Raw genomic sequence first — 12,161 nt, forward strand, 5'->3', positions numbered from 1 at the left:
TTGACGGGAATGGCGGGATCCGCGGCTGAGATTGAACTCTACGACAGCTTCAGGAACCGCGGAAGACTTCCGCGCGCCGTGGTAAGACGCAAGAGGAACCGGTCCTCGAGAGAGAGGGCGGGATCGATCGCTCCCTGCGCGGGTGGCGTATCGGGGCTGTAGACCAGCAGATGAAAGGCCACGGACGTGACCGGCGAGTCCTGCAGAGGCAGCCGTTCGATCTCCGACACGAATTCGATCCAGGCGTCCGCCATGCGCACGTAGTCATCCACGTCCTGCATCTTCAGGTAGTCGGAAACGGTCTTTCCCCGGGAGGAACCGACGCCTCTGCAGACGTTCACATCCGGCCTCACGAGACAGGACCTGCCGTTGTCGAATACCCTGCCGAGGGGATACAGGCGGCAGGCAAGCGGCCTTGCCCGGTAAATGCGGCAGCCCGTTGCGGTCCAGAAATGACAAGAAGGGTTGCGCGGCAGCATCACCAGGGGGAAGCCCTTCGCCCGGTCCGTGTCCACGATATCGAGCAGGTCCTCGTAGCTCATGCGGGTCTCGCTGCATACCCTGGCTATTTCATAGGGGTTGAGAATGACCGGCGCGCTTGCGGTGCAGCAGTTCGAGGCGCAGCCGTTCACGCCGCAGGATACCTGGAAGGGGTCGGACAGTTCGAGGATCGTGGCATCCATGCCGGCGATCTTGAGGGTGGTTCTCACATCATTATCCATACAGCGAATTTTGGAACCGGCGAAGGGAGGAGGGTAAGAAGTTCATGTGCGATCTCCTTACCCTCTTCCCTACAGATATCATTTCGTTGTCAGCCTGCCGCCGGACCTTGCCTGCCAAACGACCAGGATGGGGCTGGCGACGAACACGGATGAATAGGTCCCGACGACCACGCCCATGAGGAGCGCCAGAGAAAAGTCATGCAGCACCTCGCCGCCGTAGATCACGAGCGGGATGAGCACCAGCACCACCGTGAGCGAGGTGATGATCGTGCGCGACAGCACTTCGTTGATGCTGTCATTCACCAGCTTCGGAAGGGGATCGCGCTTGCTGCGCCTCAGGTTCTCCCGGATCCGGTCGAAGACCACCACCGTGTCCGTGAGCGAATAGCCGGCGAGCGTCAGGAGCGCCGTGATGATCAGCAGGTTGATCTCCTTGTGCAGGATGAAGAACACGCCGAGGACCGCGAGCACGTCATGGACCGTCGCGATCGCAGCTGCCACTCCGAACCTGAACTGGAACCGGAAGGCGATATAGACGATGATCGCCGCGATCGAGATCACGACTGCCCAGAGCGCCTGCTGCTGCAGCGCCTGGCCGATCACGGGCCCGATCTCCATGATGCTGTAGACTTCAAAGGGGTTCTCCGGGAACTCCTGCTTGAACAGGTTCTGGATCTTGTCCGACGTCCCTTCCGATTCGCGAAGCCTGATCAGGATCTTGTTCCCGCCTTCCCCCACCTGCTGGATGGAGGCGCCCTGCATGCCGCTCTTTTCGAGCGCGGAGCGCGCCTTGTCGATCGGCACGGCGTCCTTGAAGCTGAGCTGGATCGTCGTGCCTCCCACGAAATCGATGCCCAGGTTCGCCTTGCCGCGGCCGATCTGGACCAGGCCGACGATGCCCAGCGTGATCAGGATGGCGGAAACCGTAAAGGACACGTTCTTCCATCCCATGAAATCGATGTTGGTCTTGTGCAAGATTTGAAGCATTGTTCCCTCCGAATACCGATCTACCACAGAGATCACCGGGGTCAAATCCGGGATTGGGATAACACGTTGTTCTCTCCGCGCCCCCTGTGGTGAAGAATAATTATATGCTCAGCTTCTCCAGCTTCCACTTGGTATTGATGATATCGAAGATCACCTTGGTGCCCACCAGCGCGGAATAGAGGTTGATCATGATACCCAGGCTGAGCGAGACCGCGAAGCCCTTGATCGGGCCGGTGCCGAACATGAAGAGCACCGCAGCCGTGATCAGCGTGGTCACGTGCGAGTCGAGGATCGTGAGGAACGCCTTGTCGTATCCCGAATCGACGGCGGGCCGCGGCGGTTTGCCGGCCCGGATCTCCTCGCGAATGCGCTCGAACATGAGCACATTCGAGTCCACGCCCATTCCGATGGTCAGGATGATGCCCGCGATGCCGGGGAGCGTCAGCGTCGCGTTCAGCAGCGCCATGGCCCCGAGGAGCAGGACCAGGTTCAGGATGATGGCGTAGTCGGCGATGATCCCGGCCATCCGGTAGTAGACCACCATGAAGATGACGACCACGAGCCCGCCGATCAGCGCCGAGCGGACGCCCATGGTGATGGAATCCTGACCCAGCGAGGGGCCGACGGTCACGTTCTGGATGATCTTGACCGGGGCGGGCAGCGATTCCCGGAGGACGATGGCAAGCTTCGCCGCCTCTTCATGGGTGAAGTTGCCCGTGATCTGGGCGTTCCCGCCGCTGATCCGGTCCTGGATCCGGGGTGCAGAGTGGACCACGCCGTCGAGGATGATCGCCAGCTGCTTGCCCACGTTCTCGGCGGTGATGCGGTCGAACAGTTCCGCGCCCTTGCTGTCGAACGAGATGGATACGTCCGGCTTGTTGTACTGGTCGATACCGACCTTGGCCTCCTTGAGGCGGTCGCCGGTCAGGAGCGTCTTGCTGTACACAAGGACCGGCTGCTTCGAAATCTTGCCGTTCTCCCCCTCCCGCTCTTCGAAGAGGAGCTCCGTTCCTTCAGGCGCTGTGCCGGCCTGCGCCTTCTGGAAGTCTCCGGGATCAATGTCAACAAGCTTGAATTCGAGCCGTCCCGCGGTCTTGATGAAGGAAATCGCCTCCTGGGGGTTCTTCACGCCCGGCAGCTGGAGCGCGATCTGGTCCTGCTGCTGCTTGTAGATGGCGGGCTCGGCCACACCGTACTTGTCGACCCTGCGGCGCGTCCGCTCCAGGGTCTGCTGCACCGCAGCCTCCCTCAGGCGGCTGATCTCGGAGGGCCTCAGGCCGTACACCAGCTCGCCCTTGGCGTTCGACTTCTGGTCAAGGATCGCGTAGGTTCCCTTGACAAATTTCTCCACCTTGTCGGCGTTCGCCTCCGTGGTCTTCGCCGTGATCGTCTGCCCGGTCCTCGAAAAGGTGGCGGCAATCTGCTGCGACGCGGCAGTTGTCTGCAGGTCGGCAGCGATATTGTCCAGGGAGGATTCGATCGCCTTGTCGGTCTCGACCTGCATGACGATGTGGCTTCCGCCCCTGAGGTCCAGGCCGAGCGAGATCTTCGGCACGCTCTGGTGCCACCACTCCGGCAGCTTCGACGTGAGCGGCGTCGAAGGGAGGAACAGGAACAGCGCGATCAGGACCGACAGGGCAATGACCGCCAGTCTCCATTGAATGCTCTTCTTCATTGTGGTATTGCCTCCTGAAAAAACAGAATCAAATTGGCCGCGCACCATCACGGATGGCCGCGGATACATTCGGGACAGACCAGGGCGGCTCCTTCCCCTGTTTTCCGGGTCCGTCGTCCCCATCCGCCCGTGGCAAAATCAGGTCAGGACTTGTCCTTCTTTTCGTCCTCGGGCCGGACCACGTGAGCGATGGACCCGCGCGTGATCTTTACCTTCGTTCCCTCGGCGATCTTCACGGTCAGGGTGTCGGGCGATACGTTCTCGACGATGCCGTAGATGCCTCCGCCGGTGATGATCTCATCGCCCCTCTTGAGATCGTCCACCATCTTCTTGTGTTCCTTCATCTTCTTCTGCTGCGGGCGGATCAGGATGAAGTAGAAGATGGCGAAGATGACAACCATCATGATCAGGCCCGACGCTCCGCCGCCTCCCGAAGACTGCCCCGCGCTGCCCGGTGATCCCATGGCATATGCGATTGATTCTAGCATGTTGAAACCCTCCTGTAGGATTGAATTTCTTTTTTATCATCCCCGTGCTTCGCACAGGGATAGGGTTGATGCTCTCCGCTTCAAAAAACGGAATCCCGATTCAACCGACGGGAATGACTGCAGAACTTTAACCTACGATGGGGCGCTTTCGCGCATCGACAGAAACTCTCTCTTGAACTCCCGGAACCCACCCTGCTCGATGCTTGTTCTCACCTTCCGCATCAGGTCGAGGTAGAAAAAAACATTATGGACCGTGCCCAGCCTCAGGGCCAGCACTTCGTTCGCATTGAACAGGTGCCGGAGATACGCCCGCGTGAAATTTCTGCACGTAGGGCAGCCGCACTCCGGATCGATTGGGTCCGGGTCCCGCTCGTACCGGCTGTTCCTGATCACCAGCTTTCCAAAGGAGGTGAAGAACGTGCCGTTCCGCGCGTTCCGGGTCGGCATCACACAGTCGAACATGTCGATGCCGCGCTCCACGCCCTCCACGAGGTCCTCAGGTGTTCCGACCCCCATCAGGTAGCGCGGCTGGTCTGCGGGCAGCGACGGCACCGACGCCTCGATCATCTCATACATCACCGGCTTGGTCTCGCCGACCGACAGACCGCCCAGCGCGTAGCCATCGAACCCGATGTCCAGGAGCGCTTCGGCGGACTGCTTCCGGAGCTCGGGGTACATGCCGCCCTGGACGATGCCGAACAGCGCCTGGCCGGTTTCCTTCTTCGCTACGGCGCACCGCTTCGCCCACCGGATCGTCCGCTCCAGCGACGCTCTCGCGTAATCATGCGTCGCCGGGAACGGGATGCACTCGTCGAAGGCCATGATGATGTCCGCGCCGAGCGCTTCCTGGATCTCGACGGCGTACTCGGGCGTGATGAAATGCTTCGCTCCGCCGTCGATGTGGGACTGGAACGTGACCCCCTCCTCGGTGATCTTCCGGAGGTCCGCCAGGCTGAAGACCTGGAACCCGCCGCTGTCCGTCAGGACCGGCCGGTGCCATGCCATGAACTTCTGGAGCCCGCCGAATTCCCGTATCAGCTCATGCCCCGGCCTCAGGAACAGGTGGTACGTGTTCGAGAGGATGATCTCCGCGCCAAGGCCGGCGAGGTCGTCGGGAGACAGCGTCTTGACCGTTGCCTGCGTTCCGACCGGCATGAAGACCGGCGTACTGATCTCGCCGTGGGAAGTAACGATCTTCCCGAGCCGGGCGGAGGAGGCAGGATCTTTTTTTATCAAAGAAAAGCTGAAAGCCATGGGCGGCGAATTCACGCGAATAAACGCGAATGAAAGACTAATTCATCTGCAATGATGCTCAAAATGTTCAAAAGAGTGAAGGCCGGCTATATCCTCTTGGGCGACTCGTGAGCCTTTTTCCGTTGCATCCTTCGATGGCTATCGCGCCCGTTCGCGGCTGATGAATTCACATCCGTTCCGGCGCGTTCACGCCGAGGATCCTGAGCGCACTCTGGATGACGGTCTTGACCTGCTTCATGAGAAAGAGCCTGGCCCCGGTCCGGCCCCTGTCCTCGGTGATCACACGGTGCTTGAAATAATAGTTGTGCAGCAGCCCGGCTAGGTCCTGCAGATAGAACGTGAGCCGGTGGGGCTCATAGGCCAGGGCGGCGTCCTCGATGACCTCGGGATACTTCGCGAGAGACTTGATGATGTTCTGCTCCTCTTCGAGGTCGAGGAGATCGATCGTGACCGCGTCCTTCGCAGGCACCACGATGCCGCGGGATTCCGCCTCCCGCATCAGGCTCGCAAGCCGCGCGTGGGCGTACTGAACGTAGTACACCGGGTTCTCGCGGGACTGCTCCTTGGCAACGTCCAGATCGAAATCCAGGTGGCTGTCCGACCGGCGCGTCAGGAAGATGAAACGCGCTGCATCGGCGCCCACATCCTGGACTACGTCGCGCAGCGTGACGAACGTGCCTGCCCGCTTCGACATGGGCACCGGCTGGCCGTGCCGGAGGATCGCGACAAGCTGCACGAGCAGCACGTGGAGCGAGTCTTTCGGATGGCCGAAGGCCTGGATCACAGCCTGGACCCGCGGGATATAACCGTGATGGTCCGCGCCCCAGATGTTCACCAGCGAGGTAAAACCGCGCCCCAGCTTGTTCCGGTGATAGGCGATGTCCGTGGCAAGGTAGGTGTAGCTCTTGTCCTTCTTGACCACTACCCGGTCCTTGTCGTCGCCGAAGGTGGTCGACCGGAGCCAAAGCGCACCGTCCTGGTCGTAGAGGTTCCTGCTTTCCATCAGCTCATCCAGCGATCTCTGGACCGAGCCGTCCTTCAGGAGCGACGCTTCGCTGAACCAGGTGTCGAACCGGACGCCGAAGGATTCCAGATCCGTCCGGATGTCCGCCAGCATCGTTTCCTTGCCAAAATCAGCGAACGCCTCGGTGCAGTCATCAAAGGGCGCCTTCAGGTAGCGTTTCCCGTGGAGCTTGATGAAACCCTGGGCGATCTCTTCGATGTAGGTCCCATGGTACCCGTCCTCGGGAAAAGGCACGTTATTGCCGAGCGCCTGCTGGTACCGGCTGTAGACCGAGAGCGCCAGGAGCTTCACCTGCCTGCCCGCGTCGTTGATGTAGAATTCCCGCGTTACAGCAAACCCGACGGCCGAGAGCAGGTTCGCAAGGGCGTCGCCGATCGCGGCTCCCCTTCCGTGCCCCACATGGAGCGGGCCCGTCGGGTTGGCGCTCACGAATTCCACGAGCACCTTCTTGCCCCTGCCGATGTCCCGGAGGCCGTAGCGCCCGCCTTCGGCCTCGATATCAAAGAGCGTCTGTTTCCACCGGTCCTGCTTGAAGATGAAATTGATGAACCCGGGGCCCGCGATCTCGGTCCGGTCGATGATCCCGGCCTCGTCCCGGATGTTGCTCACGATGATCTCGGCGATCTTCCGGGGAGGCTTCGCCTCGGACTTTGCCATGGTCAGGGCGAGGGTCGTGGCGAGGTCGCCGTGGCTCTTCTCCCTCGGCGTTTCAAGCGTGACCGCAGGCTGTGTTTCGAGCTTGAGTTCTCCCTTCTCTTTGGCCCGCGCAAGGGCGTTGAGCAGGATGTCCGTAAGGGTTTCTTTCATGGGTGAACAGCGTCTTTCGTGCCATTAGTAAACGCCAAAGTATAGCTTATACGCGAAAAAAGTCAATATAATAATCCCTTTACTTGGTCCCGGCGCTGTGGTATTGTTAAAAAAAGGGCGGAGACGGCCATGTGGATACAGATGAACGTCAATACCATCCTGTTCGACAGCAAGAACAGCAGTTATATCGTCGTGCTCAAGGATGATACGGGGAAAAAGATCCTTCCGATCTGGATCGGAGCGTCGGAGGGCAATTCCATCGCCTTGGCCATGAGCAACGTGAAGGCCGCGCGGCCCCTGACCCATGACCTGATCGTCAGCATCTTCGACCGCCTGGAGATCGAGATCGCCCGCGTGGTGATCAGCGACCTCATCGACAACACGTTCTATGCCTCGCTGTACCTGCTCCAGAACAGCAAGGAATTCCACATCGATTCACGGCCGAGCGACGCCATCGCGATCGCGATCCGGATCGGCGCGCCGGTTTTTGTGGAAGAGGACGTGCTGGCGAAACAGGACCAGTCCACGCTCGACATGTGGATGAAAAACCTCGGAGAGGGCGGCGGAACGGAGTTTAACGCGTAGAAAAAGAACAAAATAGGAAAAAATTGCTTAAGAACAGTTTATCCCTCACCTAACAATTCTTCACCCCCATAATTTCAGCGTCTTTTCCCTTTTACCCTTGCCCTAAAGCCCCCATCTCGGCGACAGGTCGTTCTCGATCCCCATGCTGTCCAGCACCCTGCCCACGATGAAGTCCACCATGTCCGAAACCCGCTTGGGGTGGTGATAGAAGGCCGGCATGGCCGGGATGAGATGGCAGCCGAGCTCGGCCACGGTCAGCATGTTCCTCAGGTGGATAGCCGAGAGCGGCGTCTCGCGGGGAACGAGGATCAGCTTTCTTTTTTCCTTGATCATCACGTCGGCGGCGCGCTCGATCAGCGTCGTGGCGTAGCCGTTGGCGATCGCCGCCAGGCTCTTCATGGAACACGGGATCACGACCATCGCGTCCACCTTGACCGATCCGCTCGCGATCGGCGCGTACATAGTGTCCTCGTCGAAGTAGGTGATCTTGCCCGTCTTCGCCTCGAATTGCTTCTCCAACTCGAACTGGATATCGGTCTCCGACCCTTTCAGCACCATTCCCGTTTCGTCTTTCAGGATCGAAAGCCCGTCTCCGGAGATCGTAAGGTAAACAGAGTGCCCTCCCTTGATCAGCACCTGAAGCAGCCGGTGGGCATAGGGCGCGCCGCTCGCGCCGGTGATCGCTACGGTATAAGTTGCCATGAACTACCTCTTTTCGGTTGAAATAAGGAGATACGTCGATTTAATTCTCTGAAGAGTTTACGGTCCGCGGTCTTTTTTTGCAAGCCTTTTTCTAACAGGCAGTTGAAAAACCGCCTCAGCTGTCATTGCGAGGAGCTGTTTTCGCGACGCGGCAATCCCGAAGTTCTCATCTTTCTAAAACCGAGTTTGCCGCGCTTCGCTCGCAAAGACAGCTAAAATACTTTTTAACAGCCTCCTAAGCACGTTCCGTCTTTTTCGGCTTTTTTAAGACATTCCGTGCATACTTCAGATACAGCGCTTCGACCTTAGTTCTCGCCCAGGGCGTTCTTCTCAGGAACTGCAGGCTGGACTTGATGCTCGGGTCATTATTAAAGCACCGGATATCGATGATCTGCCCCATCTTTTCCCACCCATGATGCGCCACCAGCTGGGTAAGCATCATTTCCAGCGTGACACCGTGAAGAGGATCTTTGTGTTGTTGGTCGCTCATGTCCATTCAATTTTTTTCAACGCTTGCGTCAGAGGTGCTTTATCCGCTGGACCCCGTTGTTAGTCCTCTTTTTCGTTGTAATTCACGATGAATATCGGACGCCAAGGCATAAACATCAGACTTCAGTTCCAAAAAATTATCGTTAACGGAATTCATCTCATCTTTCATTATGATATGTCCATTCTCGGGGCAGAGGTAAACATCGTTGAGACTACCCATACCGCCATAGGCGGACAGCAAATGTTCAATTCCTCTAGCGTCTCCTGATTTTATAAGATTTAAATCTCCACCGAGCCATGTTGACCAATGTTTCACACCGTGTTTCTTGAGCAGTGCGGTGAGCGTCTCAAGTTTTGCTTCTAACTTTTGAAGTGAATTTTGGTTGCTCAAGCGATATTACCTTTAAGCAATGATCTGATCTTTAGGGGGGGGCAAGTGATGATCCCTGCCGCATATTTTGTCTTTACCTATTCGAGTGAGAGACAACGCAATGAAGGCTGCCCACCTCCATGCATATCACTGTGCGGAAAGCTTAGCTCCCAAATCTTTGATCCCTTGGATCCTGATACATTATTTCCCAGCCAGCATCAGAGGGCCGGAATATCGCCCGATGACTGCTTAGGGAAAGGAACCTACGAGTGGTTGTCTGCTGGTTCCGGTTTCTTGATCGTGAGCAGAGAGAGTAGAACACTCGCTGCGAGCGCGAGTCCCGCGCCCATGCCGAAGGCGGCCGCTGCCCCTGCCTTCTGCCAGACGAGGCCGAACAGGAGCGACGCCGGGAACGCGCCTATGCCCACGACGAGGTGGTACAGGCCGAAGGCGGAACCGCGGAGGTGAGTCGGTGCAAAGTCCGCGACGAGCGCCTTCTCCACCCCCTCGGTCAATCCGAAATAGATCCCGTAGATTGCGAAAAGCGCCCAGGCGTGCCACTGTTGGTTCGCCGCGCCGAAGCCCGCATACACGAGGGCGTACACGATCCAGCCCGTCACGATCACTTTCTTTCTGCCGATGCGGTCCGAAATGATGCCGCCGGGGATGGAAAATCCCATCTTGACGATGTGCAGCACGACCCAGATCATGGGCAGGAGCGTCACAGCCACGCCGAGCTTTTGGGCCCGCAGGAGGAGGAAGGCGTCCGTAGAGTTCCCCAGGGCGAAGAGGAGAATGATGCCCAGGTACTTCCGGAAACTGCCGGACATCTCCGCCCAGGTCGACCGGAAGTTGAAAGGAGTCGCCCCTGCCGGCCTCGGGCCTGTTGCTTCCGGCTCCCGAAGCCCGAAGAGGAGCATGGCGACCGCGAACATTCCGGGTATGAAGGAGAGCAGGAATATGGTCTTGAGGTCGTCGTGAAAAAGGAACAGCAGCGCTGTCGCGGCGAGCGGGCCGACTATGGCGCCGGCGTGGTCCATGGCCCGGTGGAAACCGTAGGCCTTGCCCCGGAATTCCTGCGGCGTCGAATCGGCGATGATCGCGTCGCGCGGCGAGGTGCGCAGGCCCTTGCCGACGCGGTCGGTGAACCTCAGGGAGAGGACGTGCAGCCAGGATGTGGAGAAGGCGATGAGAGGCCGGATGATGTTCGAGAGCGAGTAGCCCGCGACGATCCACCCTTTACGCTTCCTGACGCGGTCGGAAAGATAGCCGGAGTAGAGCTTGAGCAGGGAGGCGGTGGCTTCGGCGATGCCCTCAATGACGCCGATGGCTGCAGGCCCGGCGCCGAGCACGGCGGTCAGGAACGCGGGCAGGAGCGGATAGATCATCTCCGAAGCGCCATCGTTCAGGAGGCTCACAGCGCCGAGGATGATGACATTTCTGGTCAGGCCCCTGCGCCAGGCAGGAGGAGCGGCTTGTGTCCCGGTCATGGTCAGAGACTCTACCTGAATTGAGACTTTTTTTCAAGCCGGTATGTGTTTTTACCGCGATCGAAAGTGGCCTTGTCTAGACCTCGGCCGGCGAGTCGGTTCTCACCTGAGCCAGTTCATCGGACGAGAAGACCTTGTCCATATCAAGGAGAATGATAAAGCGTTCATTCTGCTTCCCCATGCCCTTGATGAAATCGGTGCGAAGGCGGGTCCCGATCCTCGGCGCAGGCTCGATATGGCCCGAATCGAGGTCGATCACCTCTTCCACGGAATCCGCAAGCGCGCCGACGACCAACGTCTCGCCGTCGACCACGACTTCCAGGATGATGATGCAGGTGTTCACCGATTTTTCGGTAATGGCCATGCCGAATTTCAGCTTTACATCGACGACCGGGATGACGCTGCCCCGGACGTTGATCACGCCGCGCATGAATGCGGGCGTGTTCGGCACCTTGGTAACGGTCGTGTAATCAAGGACCTCGCGCACTTTCGAGATATCCAGAGCGAATATCTCATCGTCAAGTTTGAAGGTAAGATACTGGGCAACTTCCAGGACACTCTCTATACTCATACCGTCCTCCTTGTCAAATTTTGAGATCGAAATTCATCCATGCAGAGAACGCTCAGTCTCAGCATCATTTCGGCACTGCTGACGGCAATCGGAGATATACTGGTTGACGGCTCTCGCTGCCGCCGACGGCGCCCAGACGGAAGAATGTCACGGTTTCCAGAAGCTGCTCCGCCTGGGAGGCAAGCTGACTGGCTGTAGATGCCATTTCTTCCGAAGCGCCGGCATTCTGCTGGATCACCTTGTTCAGCTGCTGGATCGAGCTGTCGATCTGGCCCGCTCCCGTTGCCTGCTCCTTTGAAGAGGCGGCTATTTCCTGAACCAATTGGGCGGTCTTCTGGATGTCGGGAACCAGCTTTGCCAGCATCGACCCTGCCCGTTCTGCAACCTCGACGCTGGAGTTTGACAGGCCGCTTATTTCGGCGGCCGCCACCTGGCTCCGCTCGGCGAGTTTCCGGACCTCCGCGGCTACGACGGCAAACCCCTTGCCGTGCTCGCCCGCGCGGGCGGCCTCGATGGCCGCATTGAGCGCCAGCAGGTTGGTCTGGCGGGCTATTTCCTCGATGATCGATATCTTCGAAGCGATCTCCTTCATGGCCTGCGTGGCTTCTGACACGGCTTCGCCGCTTTCCTGCGCATCGTTCGCGCTCTTCAGCGCAATGCGCTCCGTCTGCTGCGCGTTGTCGGCGTTCTGCCTGATGGTCGCATTCATCTCCTCGATTGCCGACGATGCCTCTTCGGCCGATGCGGCCTGTTCACTGGCCCCCTGGGACATCTGCTCGGTACTGACACTGATCTGCTGGCTGCCCGACGTCACATTGTCCGCCGCCGTCTTGACGTCCCCGACCACCGTCCTGAGCCTCTCCACCATGGCCTTTATCGCCGAGAACAGCTCCCCGATCTCGTCCTTGCCCGCGGACCCCACGGTCTGAGAAAGGTCTCCTGACGCCACCTTCCCTACGATGCCGTTCAGCCGCGCAATGGGCTTCAGCGCCATGGT

Annotated in this window: 13 protein-coding genes; 1 reads left to right on the forward strand and 12 read right to left on the reverse strand. The window is 59.0% G+C overall.

From position 1 onward, the window contains the following. Positions 1-38: 38 nt before the first annotated feature. From VL197_02390 to argS, 6 genes are all read right to left on the reverse strand, one after another. Positions 39-710 (reverse strand): YkgJ family cysteine cluster protein, encoded by a 672-nt coding sequence (locus tag VL197_02390; GenBank protein ID HUJ16816.1) that lies wholly within the window; start codon positions 708-710, stop codon positions 39-41. Positions 711-800: 90 nt separating this feature from the next. After that, a complete protein-coding gene (gene secF / locus VL197_02395; GenBank protein ID HUJ16817.1) occupies positions 801-1,709 on the reverse strand; it encodes a protein translocase subunit SecF in 909 nt (302 codons plus the stop codon). 100 nt (positions 1,710-1,809) lie between these two features. Then, entirely contained in the window at positions 1,810-3,384 is a 1,575-nt protein-coding gene (gene secD / locus VL197_02400) for a protein translocase subunit SecD (protein HUJ16818.1), read from the reverse strand. Positions 3,385-3,527: 143 nt separating this feature from the next. Next, positions 3,528-3,872, reverse strand: a complete 345-nt coding sequence (gene yajC / locus VL197_02405; GenBank protein ID HUJ16819.1) for a preprotein translocase subunit YajC — start codon at positions 3,870-3,872, stop codon at positions 3,528-3,530. 132 nt (positions 3,873-4,004) lie between these two features. Beyond that, positions 4,005-5,126 carry a tRNA guanosine(34) transglycosylase Tgt gene (tgt, locus tag VL197_02410; GenBank protein ID HUJ16820.1) on the reverse strand — a complete coding sequence of 374 codons (1,122 nt, stop codon included), beginning with the start codon at positions 5,124-5,126 and terminating at the stop codon, positions 4,005-4,007. 166 nt (positions 5,127-5,292) lie between these two features. Next, positions 5,293-6,957 carry an arginine--tRNA ligase gene (gene argS, locus VL197_02415; protein HUJ16821.1) on the reverse strand — a complete coding sequence of 555 codons (1,665 nt, stop codon included), beginning with the start codon at positions 6,955-6,957 and terminating at the stop codon, positions 5,293-5,295. 129 nt (positions 6,958-7,086) lie between these two features. Between argS and VL197_02420 the strand changes: the two genes are divergently transcribed. Beyond that, entirely contained in the window at positions 7,087-7,542 is a 456-nt protein-coding gene (locus VL197_02420) for a bifunctional nuclease family protein (GenBank protein HUJ16822.1), read from the forward strand. 102 nt (positions 7,543-7,644) lie between these two features. Here VL197_02420 and VL197_02425 read toward each other — a convergent pair whose 3' ends face one another. The 6 genes from VL197_02425 to VL197_02450 form a co-directional block, all read right to left on the reverse strand. Further along, on the reverse strand, positions 7,645-8,244 hold the full coding sequence (locus VL197_02425) for a flavin prenyltransferase UbiX (protein ID HUJ16823.1): 600 nt from the start codon (positions 8,242-8,244) through the stop codon (positions 7,645-7,647). Positions 8,245-8,479: 235 nt separating this feature from the next. Next, a complete protein-coding gene (locus VL197_02430) occupies positions 8,480-8,734 on the reverse strand; it encodes a VF530 family protein (GenBank protein HUJ16824.1) in 255 nt (84 codons plus the stop codon). A 39-nt stretch (positions 8,735-8,773) separates the two neighbouring features. Next, complete coding sequence (locus VL197_02435) at positions 8,774-9,124, reverse strand: hypothetical protein (protein HUJ16825.1); 351 nt, start codon at positions 9,122-9,124, stop codon at positions 8,774-8,776. 242 nt (positions 9,125-9,366) lie between these two features. After that, positions 9,367-10,593 carry an MFS transporter gene (locus tag VL197_02440; GenBank protein ID HUJ16826.1) on the reverse strand — a complete coding sequence of 409 codons (1,227 nt, stop codon included), beginning with the start codon at positions 10,591-10,593 and terminating at the stop codon, positions 9,367-9,369. A gap of 76 nt (positions 10,594-10,669) precedes the next feature. Continuing rightward, complete coding sequence (locus VL197_02445) at positions 10,670-11,164, reverse strand: chemotaxis protein CheW (protein ID HUJ16827.1); 495 nt, start codon at positions 11,162-11,164, stop codon at positions 10,670-10,672. Positions 11,165-11,228: 64 nt separating this feature from the next. After that, positions 11,229-12,161, reverse strand: a 933-nt coding sequence (locus VL197_02450; protein ID HUJ16828.1) for a methyl-accepting chemotaxis protein, incomplete at its 5' end; no start/stop codon positions are given.

The organism is Nitrospirota bacterium (assembly GCA_035516965.1).
GTDB lineage: Bacteria > Nitrospirota > UBA9217 > UBA9217 > UBA9217 > MHEA01.